The sequence below is a fragment of the Sorangium sp. So ce321 genome (genome assembly GCF_051530195.1).
GTDB lineage: Bacteria > Myxococcota_A > Polyangia > Polyangiales > Polyangiaceae > Sorangium.
The window spans coordinates 12,167,769-12,186,292 of the sequence record NZ_CP150329.1 but is presented as its reverse complement, the minus strand read 5'-3'; the positions used below and the strand labels follow the sequence as shown (position 1 = coordinate 12,186,292).

At 73.7% G+C, this 18,524-nt stretch carries 7 protein-coding genes; 6 read left to right on the top strand and 1 reads right to left on the bottom strand.

Annotation, left to right across the window (positions count from 1 at the left end):
* Window positions 1-165: 165 nt before the first annotated feature.
* Window positions 166-5,523: a trifunctional serine/threonine-protein kinase/ATP-binding protein/sensor histidine kinase gene (locus tag WME89_RS45195; RefSeq protein ID WP_438005746.1), complete on the bottom strand. Its 5,358-nt coding sequence runs from the start codon at window positions 5,521-5,523 to the stop codon at window positions 166-168.
* A gap of 603 nt (window positions 5,524-6,126) precedes the next feature.
* Here WME89_RS45195 and WME89_RS45190 point away from each other — a divergent pair.
* The 6 genes from WME89_RS45190 to WME89_RS45165 all read left to right on the top strand — a co-directional run bounded on the left by WME89_RS45190 (window position 6,127) and on the right by WME89_RS45165 (window position 18,376).
* Window positions 6,127-7,422 carry a PAS domain-containing protein gene (locus tag WME89_RS45190; protein ID WP_438005745.1) on the top strand — a complete coding sequence of 432 codons (1,296 nt, stop codon included), beginning with the start codon at window positions 6,127-6,129 and terminating at the stop codon, window positions 7,420-7,422.
* Window positions 7,423-7,540: 118 nt separating this feature from the next.
* Entirely contained in the window at window positions 7,541-8,635 is a 1,095-nt protein-coding gene (locus WME89_RS45185) for a PEGA domain-containing protein (RefSeq protein WP_438005744.1), read from the top strand.
* Between the two features lie 23 nt (window positions 8,636-8,658).
* Window positions 8,659-9,582, top strand: coding sequence for a formylglycine-generating enzyme family protein (locus tag WME89_RS45180; protein ID WP_438012054.1), 924 nt, complete (start codon window positions 8,659-8,661; stop codon window positions 9,580-9,582).
* A 364-nt stretch (window positions 9,583-9,946) separates the two neighbouring features.
* Window positions 9,947-10,846 carry a hypothetical protein gene (locus WME89_RS45175; protein ID WP_438005743.1) on the top strand — a complete coding sequence of 300 codons (900 nt, stop codon included), beginning with the start codon at window positions 9,947-9,949 and terminating at the stop codon, window positions 10,844-10,846.
* A gap of 214 nt (window positions 10,847-11,060) precedes the next feature.
* Entirely contained in the window at window positions 11,061-16,601 is a 5,541-nt protein-coding gene (locus WME89_RS45170) for a hypothetical protein (RefSeq protein ID WP_438005742.1), read from the top strand.
* 581 nt (window positions 16,602-17,182) lie between these two features.
* Entirely contained in the window at window positions 17,183-18,376 is a 1,194-nt protein-coding gene (locus WME89_RS45165; RefSeq protein ID WP_438005741.1) for a GDSL-type esterase/lipase family protein, read from the top strand.
* Window positions 18,377-18,524: the final 148 nt, after the last annotated feature.

Genomic DNA, 18,524 nt, shown 5'->3' with positions numbered 1-18,524 from the left:
GGGGGTGCCCGGGCGATCATTCTGGACCGAGCGTTCCAGAACGTCCGGGCGCGGAGGGGGCCGGCGGCGAGCGTGCTGAGCGCGCTCTTTCCGTTCTCTCCTTCTCTCTCCCTCCTCGAGGACGCCGGGCGTTCACCGGCGCCTTCGCCACGGGTGCGCGCGGCGTCATTGCGTGAGCTCGCTCGCGCGACCCCTGGTCTCCGTCCCTCTGGCCGCGTCGATCCCCGATCCCATGAGCGGGATCTCCAGCGTGGCCGTGGCTCCGTGGCCAGGCCCGTCGCTCTTCAGCGTGAGCGAGCCCCCGAGCACCCTGGCGGCCAGCGCGCTGGAGTGCAGCCCGAAGCCGTGCCCGCCCTCGCGCGTGGTGTAGCCGTGCGCGAAGAGCCGGGGCAGCACCTCCGGCGCGATCCCCACGCCGCTGTCCACCACCTGGATGCGCGCCACCTGCCCGTCGCGCCGGAGCCGCACGACGAGGCGCCGGTCGCCCTCGGGGACCCCGGCCACCGCGTCCGTCGCGTTCGCGAGCAGGTTGACCACGATCTGCAGCACCTTGTGCTTGTCCAGCTGCAGCGCCGGCAGCGCGTCGAGCTCCCGCGTCACCGAGACGTGATGGCGCCGGAGCGCGGCCTCCTGGATGCGCAGCGCGTTCTCGACGACCTCGCCGAGGCAGCACTCCTCGGCGAAGAGCGTGCTCTTCGCGTAGAGCTGCTGCACCTGGATGATCGTGCGGATGTGCTCGATGTGCTGCTGCGTGTACCTCAGGCTGCCGAGCAGCGACTCCTGCTGCCCGGCGAGCTCGCTCGCGAGCGCGGTGAGGTACTCGGTCAGCCGGCTCCCCAGCGGGTCCTTCGTCAGGAAGTGGGCGAGATCTCCGCGGTTGTCCTGGAGCATCGCCGCGATCTGCTTCAGCCGACCGACGCGTGAGCTGGTCAACGACTCCTGCATCATCTGCGCGTCCGCGGTGACGCTCGTGAGGACGTTCCCCACGTTGTGCAGCACGTTCGAGGCGATCTCGGCCATGCCTGCCCCGCGCGCGGACTCCGCGATCTGGGACTGCGCTTGCTTGAGCTCCCGCGTCCGCTCCTCCACGCGCTTCTCGAGCTCGTCGTTGGCGTGGCGCAAGGCCGCCTCGGCCCGCTGGACCTCCGCGTACAGCCGCGCGTTCTCGATCGAGATCGCGGCCTGGGAGGCGATGTGCTCGAGCAGCGCGATGCGGTCCGGCGTGAACGCCTGCGAGGCGAGCCCGTTCTCCAGGTACAGCACCCCGTGGAACTCCGCCTTGCGGATGAGCGGTAAACACAGCACCGACTTCGCCCTGCCGCTCGCGAGGTACGCGTCCGACGAGAACGGGTGAGGCCCGAGCGCGTCGCCGATGAGCACGTGCTCGTGCGTGCGCCTGACATACGCGACGATGCTCCAGGGCAACGCCTGGCCGTCGTCGCCCGGGGCGACGACGACGCCGCCCCGCTCTCGCCCGGCATCGGCGACGGCCTCGACCGCGAGCCGATCGCCCTTCGGCAGCAGCAGGGCGCCGCGCTGCGCCCCCGCGTTCTCGATGGCGACCTGCATCAGCGTGCTCACCAGCCGCTCGATCACGATCTCGCCGGAGACGGCCTGCTGCGCCTTCACCAGCGCGAGCGCGTCGATGTGCGTCACGCTCGTGTCGCACGTGGCGGTCGCCGCCCGAGCGGCCACGGGAGAGGCGAGCTGAGGCCACTGGGCCTCGAGGTGCCTGACCTTGCCGTCCGCCCCCCACTGCCGGTAGGCGTCCTGCGCCTCGCGCGCGTACGCCGCGGCGATGAAGGGGAGCTTTCGCTCGCGCCAGAAGCGCGCCGCGAGCTCGTTGGCCAGGCCGACGTTCTGGAGGAAGCCGTGCTCGCGCGCCGACTGGATCGCCTCCTCGTAAAGGTGCATCGCCTCGTCCGGCCTGCCGCTGACGCGCGCGAGCTCCGCGGAGACGAGCCGCTCGGGCGCGCGGAAATTCTCCGGACAGCTGCTCGCCCACTCCTCGAGCTGCTGCTGGCTCTGCCGCATTGCCTCGAGGTGCTCTCTCTGCTCCTCCGGCGTCGCGTCATGAAAGCAGGCGGCGAGGGTCAGGGGACGATAGAGGTGGAAATCGAGGAGCTGAATGTGGCTGGTAGAGGCCCAGATCAGCTCCGTGGCCCTCGGCGCGATGCGCCCCGCCTCCTCGTAGGCGCCCGCCATGTACCTGGATTGCATCTTGAGGATCCAGTACCAGCACCGCATGGTGCTCATGCGGTCCGGCGTCAGCGCCGCTTCGAACGTCGCCTCGTCGAAGCCGTCGCCGTCCAGCGTCTCGAACGATCGCGTGAGCCCGCGCATCTGCTGCACGAACCGCTGCGCAGGCAGCGTGATGTCCTGCACGTCCCGGAACCCCGCATTGCGCTGGAAATCGAGGCGCGCCACCGACTCGCGGTACACATCGGCCAGGTCGTGCCCGAGGCTGATGCGGTCCGTGACGATGTGGTTGCAGCAGTAGCAGGCGACCTGGAAATCACCGGACAGGACCGCGTGGTGGAAGGCGCTCCGCGCGAGGTCGAGCGAGATGGAGATGGGCCGAGTCCAGTAGTTGATGATCTCCATGGTGTAGAGCACCTTGCCCCGACACGCGGAGTAGTTGTGTCGCTCGACAAGGTCGCAGGCGAGCTTGCCGAAGGCGTAGCCCATCTGGTACTTGCGGAAGGCGGCGCCGGCCATGACGCCGTACCAGGCGTATCCCGGCGCGGCAGCGTCGGTGTTCCCGTGGCGGAGGGAGAGAGAGACCATCCGGCAGAGGTGGAGCACGAGCAGGTTGCCGTCCGTGAAGAACGCCGGCGCGAACAGCGCCGCGAGCAGGTCCATCGCCGCCTTCACGTCGGTGTCGGCCGTGAGCGGCAGCTCGACGAGGCTCTCGATGGGGCGATCGCCGAGGAGCGCTGTCACCTCCTCGTTGGCCGCCGCGACATCGTCCCACGAGGGGCGGGGCGGCATGTGCATGCCAAAGAGATCCAGGCCCGCCAGGATGCTCGCGACGGCCGCCTCGTTCTCGCTGGAGGCGACGTGGATGTCGCTCTTCAGACGATGGACCGCCGCCTTGTCGACGCGCGTGCGCGCCCTGTCGAGGAGCTCGTCGGCCAGCCGGCGCGCCTCGGCGGTGTGGCCGAGCATGAACTCGCTGCTCGCGCGGTCGAGGCGCAGCTTGAAGGCGAGCTCGTGGTCGGTCTCCCACGGATCGCCGGGGATGAGGTCGAAGGCCGCGGTGAGGTACGAGATGGCCGACCGGTGCGCGGCGGACGTCTTGGCTTTCCAGCCTGCCTCGGCGTTCAGGCGCGCCGCGCGGTGGCGCTCGGCGCCGTCCTCCATCAGGTCGGCCGCGGCGTTGAGCTGATTCACGACGTCGAACAGCCGCTCCCGGACCTCCTCCGGCGTCAGGCTCCCGAGCAGCAGGCGGCCGATGCGCAGGTGCACGGCCTTGCGCTCGTCCGCTGGGGTGAGGACGTAAGCCGCCTGGTGGATGCGGTCGTGGAGGAACCGGTACTGGTCCGCCGCGCCGCGCACCAGCATCCCTTCCTGGAGCGCGGGATCGAGGTGCCGCTCCACCTCGCCCGTGTCCTGGCCGGAGATGATGGCCAGCGTCTTCAGCGAGAACGTGTTTGCCACGCACGCCGCGAGCCGCAGGAGGTGCTGTGTCTCGCTCGGCAAGAGGCGCAGCCTCCCCGCCATGAAGTCGACGACGTTATCGGAGTAGTCCTTTGCCCTCACGCCCTCTGCGTCCCATCGCCAGCCCCCGTCGGGCACGCGGCAGAGGAGCCCGTCGCGGTTGAGCGTCGGCAGCATCTGGACGAGGAAGAACGGGTTGCCGCCGGTCTTCTCGTGGACGAGCGCCGAGAGGGGCGCGACGACGTCCGCGCCCGCGCCCGGGAGCGCGTCGGCGACGAGCTCGCGCGTCTGCTCGGCGCTGAGCGGGCCGAGCTGCACCGCGCTGACCCGCGCGCCTGCCTTGCGCAGCTCGTCGAGCGCCAGCAGGAGCGGGTGGGAGGGCCCTACCTCGTTGTCGCGGTACGCGCCGATCAGCAGCACCGGCGGGATGTCCGGGTGCGTGGTGAGGTGCTGGATCAGCTTGAGGCTGGCCAGGTCGGCCCACTGCAGGTCGTCGAGGAAGATGGCGAGCGGCTGCTCGGACGTGGCGATGACGCTGAGGAACTGCTGGAACACGAGGTTGAAGCGGTTCTGGGCCTCGGCGGCCGGCAGCTCCTGGACCTTCGGCTGCTCGCCCACGACGAGCTCGAGCTGCGGCACCAGGTCCACCATCACCTGTCCGTTGTCGCCCCACGCCTCCCGCAGGCGCTGGCGGAAGCTCCCGAGCTTCTCGTCGGTCACCGCCAGGAGGTGCTGCACGAGCTCGCGGATGGCCTGCGCCATCGTGGCGTAAGGCACGTCTCGCTGGAACTGATCGAACTTGCCGCTCAGGAAGAACCCGCGCCGCGCGAGGACCGGCCGGTGCAGCTCGTGGACGACCGAGGACTTCCCGATACCCGAGTAGCCGCTGACGAGCAGGAGCTCCGGCCGCCCGCCGCGCGCCGTGCGGCCCCACGCCTCCAGCAGGGTGGCGACCGTGGCCTCGCGCCCGTAGAGCCGCTGCGGCATCTGGAGGCGGGTGGGGACGTCGCGCGCGCCGGGCTGAAAGTCCTCGATGCCGCCGCGGCGCAGGCCCTCCTGGCACCGCCCGAGGTCCGCCTTCAGGCCCTCGGCGCTCTGGTAGCGCTCGTCAGCGGTCTTCGCGAGGAGCTTCATCACGATGGCGGAGAGCGCGGGCGCGACCCCGGGGACGAGCTCGTGAGGGAGCCTGGGGACGCGCGCCATGTGGGCGTGGAACCACTCGAGCGCGTCGTCCCCCTGGAAAGGCAAGGTGCCAGTCAGGAGCTCGTAGAGCGTGACGCCCAGCGAGTAGAGATCCGTGCGGTGGTCGAGCGCGCGGTTCATGCGCCCGGTCTGCTCGGGTGACATGTAGGCCGGCGTGCCCTCGATGAGGTTGGCCGGCATCGCGTCCACGTGCTCCACCTTCTGGGATGTGGCGATCCGGAAATCGATGATCCACGGCTCGCCCGACGGCGCGACGACGATGTTGCCTGGCTTGATGTCCTTGTGGATCACGCCGTGATAATGAATCTGCGCCAGCGTCGCGGTGAGCGGGATGGCCAGGTCGAGCAGCCGGCCGACATCGAGCGGCTTGCCCGCGAGCTCTTGCAGGGGCTGCCCGTCGACGCGCGCGAGGACGAGCGCCGGACGCTCCTGCGAGAGCTCGCAGGCGAGCGCGCCGATGACCCCGCGCACGCCCTGGAGTCGCTGCAAGGTGCCGTGTTCCCGGCGGTAGCGCTCGCGCTCGCGCGGCCCGGGGCGCGGCGCCGCCGGCGTCTTGACGAGGACGGGCAGCCGGTCCCCGTCGCGCACGGCCTCGTACACCACGTCGGCGTCTGTCGCCCTGATGACGTCGAGAAGCGTGTATCCGTGAACCTCGAGCATGGCGGTGGCCTCGTCCCCTGTCGGCTGGGTCACGTGCTGCGGATCGGCGCGTCGCTGCTCCGGTCGAGCGGTCTTTGCATCCGGTCGAGCGGATGACGCTCGCACCGGCAGGTTCAGCGCTCTGCCGCGGCGCGCAGCCTCGAGGACCATTGGAGCTATTTCGTCGATGCCTTGCAACAGCAAACCGCTCGTCGCACTCGCACTCGCGCTCGCGCGAGCGAGTGCGAGTGCGAGTGCGAGTGCGATGAGGGGACGCGTCGCTGCTCGGGGTCGACGGGTTGACGCCGCGCGGAGCGCTGGAGACGGTCGCGCGGTGCGCTCGCATACCGATTTGCCGCTGCGCGATCGACGTGCCGCGGGGTAGGCGCTTTCCCTGCACGGTGTCGGGCGTGCTCGCGTGACTTTCTTCGCGCGAAGCGTGCAGGCATACTGTGGGGCCGAGCTGTAGCGCTCCGCTCTGCCGAGCTGGCGATCTGCCAGCCGTCATGTAGGCATCGGTCTTCATGTGCTCGCATGGGTGCGACGGTGGGAGCCATCCACGATGGGAGATCGCTGAACACAGAGGTCGATGATGTGTGATCGCTCGCAGGAGGCCCCGAGCCAATGGACGGAGTGAGCGCGAAGAACAGGAGAGTCCTCATCGTCGACGACACCGAGAGCATCCACAGGACGTTCCGGGACGTCCTCGCCCCGGCCGTGAGCCCCGCCGAGTTCGATGCGCTGGATGCGCTGCTCTTCGGCGGCGAGGGCGGGGACGGCGGGGCGGCTCGAGGGCCGAGCTTTGAGCTGACGTCGGCCTATCAGGGCGAGCAGGCGCTGGCGGCGGTCCGCCGGTCCTTGCAGGCCGGCGCCCCCTTCGCGGTGGCGTTCGTGGACGTCCGCATGCCGCCGGGGTGGGATGGCGTCGAGACGCTCTCTCGCCTGTGGGCGGAGGACCCGCTCCTCCAGGCCGTCATCTGCACTGCTTACTCGGACTGCTCCTGGGATGACGTGATGGCGCGGTTCGGGCAGACGGATCGCCTGCTCATCCTCAAGAAGCCGTTCGATGTCGTCGAGGTCCGGCAGATTGCCTGTGCGCTCACGGAGAAGTGGAGCCGGGAGCGCGAGCTCGTCGATGCCGTCGCCCGGATGTTGGCGCAGGAGGAGAAGCACCGCCGGCTGATCACGTCATTGCCGGACATGGTCCTGCGCGTGGACAGGGAGGGCAGGTGCCTCGAGGTCAAGCCGCCGCGCGGGCTCGCCCCGGCCGTCCAGCCGGGGTTCTCGCTGGACGGCCAGGTCGGCGACGCGCTGCCGGACGACGTCGCGCGGCGCCTCCTGCGTGAGCTCGAGCGGGCCCTCGCCGACGACACGACGCAGGTGTTCGAGTACGAGCAGCAGGTGGGCGGCGAGCTGCGCCATTACGAGGCGCGGATCGTCGGCCTGGACGCGGCGGAGGCGCTGGTGCTGCTCCGCGACATCACCGAGCGCAGGCGTGCCGAGGCGGCGGCCGCCGCGCAGCGGGAGCAGCAGGAGATCATCCGGGAGCAGGCCCGGGCGCTCGAGGCGCTGTCGATGCCGCTCATCCCGATCACCGAGGACATCACCGTGATGCCGCTCATCGGGCACATGGATCGGCGCCGGATGCAGCAGGTACAGGCCACGCTGACGGAGGGCATCTCCGCCCGGAAGACCCGTGTCACGATCGTCGACTTCACGGGCGTGCCGAGCCTCGGACCGGACGTGGGCGACGAGATCGTCAAGGTGGCGCAGGCCGCGCGGCTGCTCGGCACCGAGGTCGTCCTGACCGGGATCGGCCCTCGCATCGCGCACGAACTCACGCGCGTGGGGCGCGATCTGAGCGGCGTGACGACGCGCTTGACGCTGCAGAGCGGGGTCGCCTTCGCCATGGCGCGCTGAGCTGCGGCCGCGGCGCCCCGGGGCTGCGGTAGTCCGCTGGTCGTCCGCCTGTTTTTGTGTAGAGTTCCCCCGCGCGCCCCCCGCGGCTCGCCGCACCGGAACGAGCACCATGGCGGACATGGCGGAAATGACAACGAGCTTGCCTGGCAAGCACCTCCTCTCGGCGCAGAGCAACCATCGCGCCGGCGCGCGCCGCGGCGCTGGTCTCGCGCCGCGCCTGCGCGCTTTCGCCGGGCTCGCGTCCGCCGCGGCGGTCGCGCTCGGCGGCTCGGCGGCGCGCGCGCAGCAGCAGCAGCCACCGCGTGATCCGGTGGCCGCGGAGGCGCTCTTCAAGGCCGCGCGCGCGCTCGTCGACAAGGGCGATTATGCGGCGGGGTGCCCGAAGTTCGAGGCGAGCCTCGAGCTCAACCCCTCCGCGAGCACGATGATCAACATCGCGCGGTGCCACGAGCGCGAGGGCAAGGTCGCGACAGCCTGGCACGATTACAATCGGGCCATCGTCCTGAACCGCGAGACGGCGGGGGAGCAGCGGCGGCGAGGGCTCGAGGAGATCGCGCAGAAGGGGATCGCGGACCTCGACGCGCGCGTGCCGAAGCTCCGCGTCGTGGTGAAGAGCGCGCCCTCCGGCGCCGAGGTGCAGCGCGACGGCACGCCGGTCCCGGCGGCCGCGCTGGGCGAGCCGCTGCCGGTCGATCCGGGCCCTCATGAGATCCGCGCGAGCGCCCCCGGGCACGAGACGGAGACCCGCTCGGTCACGCTGCGGGAGGGCGAGTCGGTGACGGTCGAGCTCACGTTGCGGCCGGCGGCTCGGCCCACGGCGGCGACGGCGCCCGAGAAGGCGAAGGAGGCACCGGGCGGGGGCGTGCCGACCTGGGCCTGGGTCTCGGGGGCCGCGGGGATCGCGCTCGCCGGCGCGTCGGTCGGGTTCCTGATCGACGACCTCGCCGCGATCGGCGCATTGCGAGACAGCTGCCGCGAGGTGACGGGCGGGACGTACTGCAAGCCCGGCTACGACTTCGCCGCCGACAACGCGCGCAAGAACCGCGATTTCGGCCTCTTCGTGGGCCTCGGCGGCGCCGGGCTCGTCGCGCTCGGGGCGGCGGCGTACGGGATCGCCGGATCGGGCGGCGAGAAGGCGCCGGCGCCGGCGGCCGTCGCGCTGCCCTGGGTCGCGCCTTCCGGCGCTGGCGCCAGCATCTTCGGGAGCTTCTGATGCGCACAGGTGAGGGCGTGCGAATGCATGGGTCCAGACTTCTCGTCGGGATCGCGATCGCGCTGGTCGCCGAGAGCTCGTGCATCCCTGACGTGGAGCCTGACGTGTTCGTCCTGCCGCGCTGCGACCAGGTCGCGCCCGCGTGCGGGCCGGAGGAGAAAGAGAGCTGCTGCGCCGAGAGCAAGGTGGTGGGCGGGACGTTCAACCGCCTGAACGACGCGGCATTTCCAGCCACCGTCGCCGATTTTCGTCTCGATCGTTTCGAGGTGACGGTGGGTCGATTCCGGCAGTTCGTCGCGGGGTATCCGGCGACCAGGCCGAAGGCGGGCGCGGGCGCGCACCCGCTCGCCAAGGACGGCGGGTGGGACCCGGCATGGGACTCGAGCTTGCCTGCGGGGCAGGAGGAGCTGCGTGCCTCGCTGGAGTGCGACGCCAATTTCCGGACGTGGACCGACGAGCCTGCCGGAAACGAAGCGGTGCCGATCAACTGCGCGAGCTGGTATCTCGCGTTCGCCTTCTGTGCCTGGGACGAGGGCCGGCTGCCCACGGAGGCCGAGTGGAACTATGCGGCCGCGGGCGGGAACGAGCACCGCGAGTACCCGTGGGGAGCGGCGGCCCCGAGCCAGGATCTGGCCGTGTTCGAGTGCGAGACAACGACCACGGTGTGCCCGGTCCCGCACGTCGGGTCGAAGTCCCCGGCGGGGGACAGCAAGTATGGGCAAGCTGACATGGCGGGCAGCTTGTTCGAGTGGGTGCTCGACTACCACGTCCCGCTCTCGGGGAACTGCGACAACTGCGCTGCCCTGGAAGACGGAGACCTCGGGAGGGATGCCCGCGGCGGGGCGTTCTCCCACACGGCAGAGACGCTGAGCACGACGTTTCGAGTCGGCGAGCTGCCCGAGAGGCGGCTTTCCTTCTACGGGTTCCGCTGCGCGCGCGACGAGTAGGGGTTGGCGATGGCCCGGCGTCGCCGGGCCACTGCCATTCTATATGTTCGCTGTGGCCGAGCGCTCTGTTGAAGAGTTGAGGCTGCTTGAGCTGCTTGTGCTCCAGATCCAGGCGATTTGCCTGTAGCTGGAGGGCGGTCGAATCGTTCCCTCTGGACCGTGTTCGTTGCCTGGAAGGCGCTTTAACCAGCCCCCCAGACCGTTGCCGGTTCCCGGGGGGCGGTCGAACCGCTCCCCGCGAGCCGAAGCGCGGCGGGCGAAGAGGCCCCGCTGCCTGCCAGCGAACCGCTGAGCCACCGGAGGGCGAATCCGTGACCAGCCCTTCTGCACGCCCGCAATCCACTGCATGCGACCCAAGTATCCCGTGCAAGCTCCAGAGCTCCTCGCCGCTCCGACCGATACCGCACAGACCCCGGCCCCCGCCCCCGACCCGCGCGAGCCCGCCCCCGCGCCGGCCACGGCGCCCCCGCCTTTTCCGGCAACCTCGGCGCCGGACCTCCCGTCCCCGCGCCCCGACCAGCGCGGGCCCTTCCGCGCCGAGCAGGTCCGGCCAGGCGACCCGTGCGAGCTGTCGCACGGGCACCCGGTCTTCTGCCTGCCCAGCGGCGGGCGTGCCTCGGGCGCCCTCTTGCTGGGCGGCGCGGTCGTCGCCTGGGACCCCGCCGTCTCCGAGGCCGGCGCCGGCACCGGGTACTGCCCTGCGCCCGAGGTGCTGCGCGCGCCGCACGTGGCCGTGGGCAACGTGCCCGATACGCCAGGCTGGGTCCCGGGCGCGCCAGCGCTCGCCATCGAGTACGCCGACGCCGGCGACGACGAGGCGCGCCTGGCCCGGAAGGTCGCCGATCTCCTCGGCGCAGGCACGCGCTGGGTCTGGGTGGTGCGGCTCGCAGCGCCGCGGCACGTCGAGGTGCACGCGCCCGGCGAGCCGCCGCGGCGCGCGCTCCCGGGAGCGCTGCTGCACGCGCCCGGCGCGCTGCAGAACCCGGTGCAGGTCGAGGCGCTCTACGACCGCGCGGCGGCGCAGCGGGCCATCCTCACCAGCCTGCTGCAACGCGAAGGGCACTCGAGCCTGGAGTCGCTCCGCGACAGAGGCCTCCGCGAGGGACGCAACGAGGGCCTCCAGCAGGCCGTGCGGGACGTCTGCGACGTGCTCGGCATCGCGCTGTCGACCGACGAGGACGCATCGCTCCTCGAGCTGGACGGGCCGGCGCTCGCCGCGCTGCTCGAACGGCTGAAGCGCGAGCGGCGCTGGCCGCTCTCGTAGGTCTCGACGATCCGCCCCTGTCGCGGCTGCGGTGCGCCGTGCTGCCGTAGGCCTCGACGATCCGCCCCTACAGCGGCTGCGGCGCGCCCTTCCCCCGCGAGAGGCGCGGCGCGCCGTCGCCGATCGCGCGCTTGCGCTCGCTACCGGAAATCGGCTAGCCCGATAGCCCACGGCGCACGGGGCGCACGGTGGGCATGGGACAAGGGTAATCGCCGTGGATCTCGACGCCTTCGTCGCATCCGCTGCCCGCCGCGCGCTGCTCGGCGCGGCGCTCGCGCTCGCCCTCGGCGCCGCCCCCGGCCTCCCGGGCGCGCGCGAGGCCGCCGCCGCGACGCCGCTCGCCTGGGTGGCGCCCGACAGCGCGCGGGTCGTCTCGTGGAGCGACGGCCGGCCGCAGGGCGCCCCCGCGCCGGCGGGGACGCGCGCGGCGCCCGCCGCAGCCGACCCGACCGCGCCCGTGGCGCTGACCGCAGAGCAGCTGCTCCTCGTGCCGGTGCAGCCCGGCGATCGGCTGGAGGTGCGCGGCGACGTCGCGGGCATCGGCCTCGGCTCCGGCGTGGGCGACGCGCCCGACGTGATCACCTGGGTGCCGCTGCCTCCTCTCAAGGCGGGCGCGCGCGACGTCGCGGTGCCCGCGTGGTCCAGCGCGCGCTTCCTCGCCGTGCGCGCGGCCGTCCCGCGCGGCGCCGAGCGCGCGCCGGTGGCCGTGCGGGTCGCCGCGCGGGAGAGCGCGCCGCTCGCCTGGTACCGCCTCGACGAGGACGTCGCCGCGTGGCTCGGCGGCCGCGCGCCCGCGCCCGCCACCGCGCCGGGCGAGGCGGGCGCGCTGCTCCGGTGGGTCGACGCCGCGCGCGCGGCGCTCTCCGCGCCGGGAAGCGCGGGCGCGCCGTCATCGCCGGGCAGCGCCGGCGCAGCCTCGAAGCAAGGCAACGCGGGCGCTCCCCCCGCGCCAGCCGCCGCGCGCCTCGAGCCCGCCGCGGCCGCCTGGCTCACCGCGCGGTACCTCGAGGAGTCGCTGCTCCTCCGACCGCTCGTGGAGCCGTACTTCGTCGCGCGGGAGGTCGAGGTGCGCGGCGGCCGCGAGGGGCCCGACCTCCCGGCCGTCGAGCGCGCCACACCCTGGCGCTCGCTCGGGGCCGGGGCGCGGCTCGGCCTCCGCGCGCCCGGCGCGGACGTGCTGCGCATCGCCCTCCGGCCGCGCGCCTTCGGGGCGACGCGCGTCGTGGTCCGTGCCGGCGGCGCCGTCGTCCGGGAGCTCGCCTGGCGCACCGGGCCGCGGCTCGCGGACGCCGCGCGCTGGAGAGAGCCGCGCTGGATCCGCGTGCCGCTGCCCGTCGACTCGCGCGAGGCGACCGTCGACGTTGTCGAGGGAGAGATCGCCGTCACCGCCAGCGGCTACCGGCAGCGCGCCGGCGTCGCCGAGCTCGTCGCGCCCCAGCGGGACCGCGCCGCGCTGCTCGACCGCGCGGCGCAGCGCGATCGCGCTGGCGCCGGCGCCGGTGACCGCGCGCCGGCCCACGCCGAGGCGCCGCGGCTCCTCGCCGCCGCGGATCGCGCCGCCGCCGCCGAGCCCGCCCGGACAGCGCTCGCCTTCGCCGCGCTTCCCGCGGTGTCGCCGCCGCTCCGGGCGCTCATCCTCGCAGAGTCGGTGCGGTGGGCGCCGTCCCCGGGCGTGGCGTTCACGCGCGCCGCGCGGGCCTATGCGGCGGCGCACGGCGGGGCGGGGGCGAGCGCCGCGCCCCTCCAGCGCGCCGCCCTCGCGCGGCTCGCCGCCGCGCACGCGGATCCAGGCGCCGCGACCGCGCCCTGGGCCGCGCCCGGCGGGGCCACGCCCGCTGGAGCCGCGCCGCCGCGCGATGTCGCCGGCGGCCGCGCGCACCCGGACGACGTCGCGGCGGTCTCCGCCCTGGGCGCGGCCCTGTCGCCGGCGATCGACGGCCGCCGGCCTGTCGGTGCGCCGCTCGCGGAGCGCTACGCGCTCGGCCACGGCGATATCGAGAGCGCGGCGCCCCTCGCGCGGACCGCCTGGGCGCGCGAGGCGCCCTGGGATGCGCTCGAGATCCCCGAGGGCGTGACCGCGTGGAGCTCGATCGCGCCGCCGCGCGACGCGGCGCCCTCCGCCGCGGGCAGCGCGCCGCCGAGCGACGCGGCGCCCTCCGCCGCGGGCAGCGCGCCGCCGCGCGACGCCGCGGACGCGCTCTGCGAGGTGAACGCCGAGTCCGGGCTCCGCTGGACGCTCCTCGACCGCCCGCGCGCAGAGCTCGCGGTCGAGGCGCCGCCGGGCGCCCACGCGCGGGTGCTCCTCCGGAGCGCCTCGACCGAGGTGGTCCCCGAGTCGGCGGTGCTCATCGACGGCACGCCGGCCGCGGTGCACGGCGGCGCGGGGCTCACGTCGGTGGTCGCCGTGGCGCCCGGCGCGCGCACCTTCGAGCGCCGCGCGGGCGCCCCGCCGGTGCTCGCGCGCATCCCGCGCAGCGGGCGCGCTCCCTGCGCGTCGCTGCGCGAGATCATGCAGTGGGCCTGGGTCGACGGCGCCGTCACCTTCGCGCTCCCGGACCCGGAGCGCGCCACGGTGGCGCGCGTCGTCCTGGCGCCGGCCGCCGTGCTGGGCGAGGCGGCAGGCGCCCCGGAGGCCTCTGGCGGGGCGGCGCGCGCTTCGCGGTCCCCCGGCGCGCCGTCCGCCGCGCGCGTGCTCCGCGTGAGCGCCGGCGCCGTCGTCCACGAGGCCTGGGTGAGCGCGGGCGCCACGGGGTCGATCGAGATCCCGGTCCCCGCCGGCGCCCGCGAGCTGCGCGTCGAGACCGCCGCGCCGGCGCTGCTGCGCGCCGCCGTGCGGCTGCACCCTGCTCCGCCCTCCGCGCCGCGGGTCGTCACGCCGGCGCGGCCGCCCTCTGGCGCGCCCGTCGACGGCACGCTCGACCAGATCCGGAGCGCCACCCGCGCCCTCCGCGCCGCGCCCGCGCCCGCCCGCGCGGCGCTCCGCGCGCAGCGCGGCGCCGCGCTCGACTCCCTCGGCTTCCCGGCGCTCGCCGCGCTCGACAGCGCCGCCGACGAGGACCCCTGGGACGCCGGGCACCTCCCCGGCGCGTCGAGCGCGGGTGCACCGCCGTCGACGGTCTTCTCCCTGCCGCCGGGCAGCCCGCCCGCGGTCCCGCTCGGCCTGCCTGCGCGCGTGCCGCCGCTCCCGCTGCCCGCCGACCGCGCGCCCCTCGCCAACGCGCGCGAGGCCCGCATCGCCGGCGACCCGCGCCGCGGCGTCGCGCTGCTCGCCAGCCCCGCGGCCGACAGCGCGGGCGCGGACGCGCTTCTCCTCGGCCTGCTCGCCGAGCGCTCCGGCGATGCGCGGATCGCCGCCGACGCCTTCACCCGGATCGGGCTCGCCCACCGCTCCGCCGCCGCGCTCGCCCGCGCCGCCAACCTCGCGACCGACGTGGCCGCCAGCGCCGCGAAGCCCGATCGGCTGCTCACGCTGCGCGCGCTCGTGCTGGCCGAGCTCGCCGTGCAGACGGCCGCCCGCGAGGCTGCCGGCGGCGATCAGGGCGCCGCGCCCGCCGCTCCCGCGAGCTCCGCGCCCGCCGCGCCGGGCGCTGCTTCTTCCTCCGGCTCCGGCAGCGCGCCAACCGGGGCAGCTCCCTCCGGCAGCGCGCCGGCGGGGTCAGCTCCCTCCGGCAGCGCGCCGGCCAGGTCCGCGCCGCCGCTCCAGCTCCCGCCGGCCGCCCTCGCGCGGCTGGCTCCAGTGACCGGCTGGAACGTGCCGCCGCGCGCCGACGCCACGGCCGGCTCGGCCACGCTCGAGATCCGGGCCAGGGCCGACCGCGACCTGCCGCTCCGCGTGCGCGTGCGCCGCGCGCTGGTCGACGCCCCGGAGGCGGCGCTCCTCATCACCGACGGCGCGCGCGCCGAGTTCCGGCTCGACCGCGCCACGCCGGGCGCCATCGTGCTCGACGGGGTCTGCCGGGCGCTCGACCGCGAGGAGACGCCTTGCGCGTTCTCCGTCGTGCTCGACGGCGTCCCGGTCGCGTGCTCCGCCGCGGCCGCGCCCATGACCGACCGCTGCGTCGTGCAGGTGCCGCGGGGCAGCCACCGCGTCGAGGTGCGTCCGCCGGCGGACCAGAGCGTCCTCGGCTGGATCCGCGCGACGGCGGCGGGCGCAGCGCAGCCCTTCTCGGGCCGCGTCCTCTCGACCTGGCACGACATCGACCCTGCCCGCCCCCTGGAGCTCGCGTTCGCCGGTCCGACCGTGGTGCGCATCCGCGCCCACGCCGCCTACGAGTGCGCCGCGTCCCCTCGCGCGCGCGCCGCGCTCGCGAACGGCGACGATCCCACCTGCCACCCCGAGGTCGCCTCCACCACGCCCGCCGGCGTGCTGCGCTTCTCGGTGTCGCCGCTCGACGGCGCGCCGGGCGCGGCCAGCCCCGGCGCCGGCGCCGGCGCCGGCGCCAGCGCGGCCAGCCCCGGCGCCGGCGCCAGCGCGGCCAGCCCGGACGCGCCCGGCGCGGTGGAGGAGGGGACGATCGCGCTCGACGCCACCGAGGACCGCGCCGCGCGCCGCCTCGGCGTCACGCGCGAGCCGTTCTTCTGGCTCGGCGGCGAGGTCGAGGCCCGCGTGGCGGTCCTCCCCGAGGGCCCGCACGTGCTGCGCGTCGCCTCGCCCGGCGGCCGCGCGCTGCTCCGCGTCGAGCTCGCCGTCGCCAACGGCGCGCCCCGCCCGCGCGTGCCGCCGCCCGCGCCGCCGCCGCCCGCGCCCGGGTCGCCCGCCGACGAGCTGCTCCGGCCGGCGCCCCCGGTGGGGGAGGACCCGGACGCGGGGCCGCTCTCGATCGGCGCCTACGCGCGCCTCGTCGACAGCGAGCTCACCGAGGAGGACCTCCGCCTGCCGCTCCGCTTCCTCGAGCTCGGCGTCGACGTGCACCGCGAGCTCATCGAGCGCCGCGCCTGGATCTCGGCCGCGGGCTTCGGCCGGCTCCGCGACGGGCCGGAGAGCTTCGGCGCGGAGGCGCGCTTCGACCTGAGCTCGAGCGGCTGGGTGCCCGGCGCGGCGCTGAGCGGCCGCGTCGTGTTCCAGCCGGGCGCCGGGGACGCGGTGGGCGGCAGGGCGAGCGCGAGCGCTTTCTGGTCCATCCCGCTCGGCGGCGAGCTCACGCTCTCGCCCTGGGCGAGCTTCACGCTGCTCGCTGTCGACGAGTCGCTGCGGGGCGTCTCCGGCGCCGACAAGGACATCTTCACGCCGTACGCCGACGAGCACCGGACGCAGGGCTCGCTCGGCGCGCGCCTGCGGCACCGGCCGTTCGTCGACGCGCTCGTCACCGCGGGCACGTCGCTCCGGCTGAGCCCGGTGCCGTCGACGCTCGACCGCATCGACGCGACGCTCGACCTCGACCTGATCCCGGGCCGCGGGCTGTGGCCGTGGATCCAGCTCGGCTGGCTCGCGAGCTACCGCCCCGAGAACGAGACCCGCGACGAGGCGTTCCTGCGCGACGCGTTCACCGCGGGCCTCACGTTCTGGAGCTGGCTCTCGCGCGGGCACCGCGTCTCTCTCGGCGCCGAAGGGACGTTCCTGTTCGACATCCCGAGCCCGGCCGAGACCTCTCCGCGCCTCTCCGCGCTGCTCTTCGCCCGCTACGACTACACCGCCGGCCGCGGCCTCCGCGACTTCCCGCCGCAGGCGACGCCGTTCCGCGACCGGCAGGAGGAGGGGAGCGGGGTCATCGAGCGGGAGCGGCCCGCGGTCGAGCCCTCGTGGGAAGACCCGTAGGCGGGGAGAGCGGCCGGCGCCGGCGCGCTCCTTCCGGCCCCGGGTGGGCTCCCGGCGCCAAGGCAACGAGGCCTTCTGGAACATCTCCCGGGCGATGTCGGCGATCTCGATCGATTGATAGCTTGCCACGATGCAATCCCCCTGTTGCGTGCAAGCGTGACTTGCGATCCGCCCTCGCAGCTTGAATACGTCTCGCAGGCGGAGTGATTCTCCGGGGGCTCCGGCATCCCTGTGCACATGTCGATGGCCGCCCGAGCGGAGAGGCTCATCCGCCCTCTCAGCTTCGACGACGTCGGGTGGTCGCGTACAACGATGGTGGGTGTCGAGCTCCAAGATCGAGCAACACCTGCAGCGTGATGGTACGCTGAAACGGCCACCACGAGACTGTCCGTCGAAATGGCGGTAAGGAAAGCTTGGCTTTCAGATCGTGTGCCGGTGTGCTAACCCGATGTCGACTGGGAAATCATAGACTCCGGACATGACGGAGCTGTCGAGCTCGCAGGCGTATTCCTGATTTACTTATCTGCCTTGAGCGGAAACCTGCGAATCGATCGGTCCAGATATGGAGAATTTTGATGAACATGAATCGCTTGCTTGGGTACGTCTCCCTCTCGTTCGCGTGCAGCCTGCTCGCATGCGCGATGGATCCGGGGGTTCTGGAGGACAGCGACTCCCTCGAGTCCGGGGTGACCAGCCCGGACGGCATGATCGACGCGACGCTCGCGATTCAGTCGCAGTGGGGCAGCGGGTACTGCGCGAACGTGACGGTAAAAAACCTGAGCCGCACCGCGGCCACGACGTCCTGGGGCATGGTCGTCGATCTCGGCGGCACGACGGTGACCAACCTGTGGAACGCGCGCTCCACGGCGTCGGGCGGGCGGCTGAACGTCACGAACGATGGCTACAACGGGGCGATCGCGAAGGAGGGGGCCACGTCGTGGGGGTTCTGCGCGAACGGCACCGGGCGGCCCAACATCGTGTCGGCCAGCAGCACCGGAGGCTCGGGAGGCACGACCACGTCCTCCTCGAGCAGCAGCTCGAGCTCGTCTAGCTCCTCGACGAGCAGCGGTGCGGGCGGCGGTGGCGGCTCGGGCGGCGCGGGCGGCGGCGCCACGACGGGAACAGGGGGCTCGAGCGCGTTCTCGCCGTGCCCGACGAACGGGGCTCCTTGCAAGATCCTTCCGCTGGGCGACTCCATCACGGATGGGGTCGGGGTGTCGGGCGGTGGCGGCTATCGGATCGAGCTGTTCAGGAAGGCGCGGGCCGCTGGCCAGAGCATCACGTTCACGGGCTCGCTGATGAACGGGCCGGCGACGGTGGACGGTGTTCCGTTTCCGCGGAAGCACGAGGGGCACAGCGGCTGGAAGATCAACCAGATCGCGGGGCTCGTGCCGACTCCTTCGATGCAGGAGACTCCGCACATCGTGTTGCTCATGGCGGGGACCAACGACGTGACGCAGAACGATAACCTCGCCACGGCGCCGCAGCGGCTGGGGTCGCTCCTGGACAAGATCGTCGCCGCAGCCCCCGACGCGCTCGTGGTCGTGGCGAAGCTCATTCCGCTCAGCTTCAACGACGCCGCGGTGGTCGCGTACAACAATGCGCTGAGGCCGGTCGTGGAAGCCCGGGCGTCGGCGGGGAAGCACGTCGTGCTGGTGGACATGCACGCCGGATTTCCGACGTCGGAGCTCATGGACGGGGTACACCCGAACGCGGCGGGCTACGCCCGCATGGCGAATGTATGGTACGGGGCGATCGGCGACATGCTGCCGTGAAGCGCTGGCGAGCCGGGTCGTCGATGCCCGTCGAGCGCTGGCACGGAGAGCGCCTCGCAGGATGCGTCGGCCGAGCGCGATGACGCTGGATGGGCTCGAACGCTCATTCCTCGTTCACACCTCGCCGAGCCACGATGGCGTGACCCGT

Bases quoted from the DNA above. Each gene is read 5' to 3' on its own strand.
- WME89_RS45190 (WP_438005745.1), top strand. From the start codon at position 6,127: ATGGACGGAGTGAGCGCGAAGAACAGGAGAGTCCTCATCGTCGACGAC.
- WME89_RS45165 (WP_438005741.1), top strand. From the start codon at position 17,183: ATGAATCGCTTGCTTGGGTACGTCTCCCTCTCGTTCGCGTGCAGCCTG.
- WME89_RS45185 (WP_438005744.1), top strand. From the start codon at position 7,541: ATGGCGGAAATGACAACGAGCTTGCCTGGCAAGCACCTCCTCTCGGCG.
- WME89_RS45180 (WP_438012054.1), top strand. From the start codon at position 8,659: ATGCATGGGTCCAGACTTCTCGTCGGGATCGCGATCGCGCTGGTCGCC.
- WME89_RS45195 (WP_438005746.1), bottom strand. From the start codon at position 5,523: ATGCTCGAGGTTCACGGATACACGCTTCTCGACGTCATCAGGGCGACA.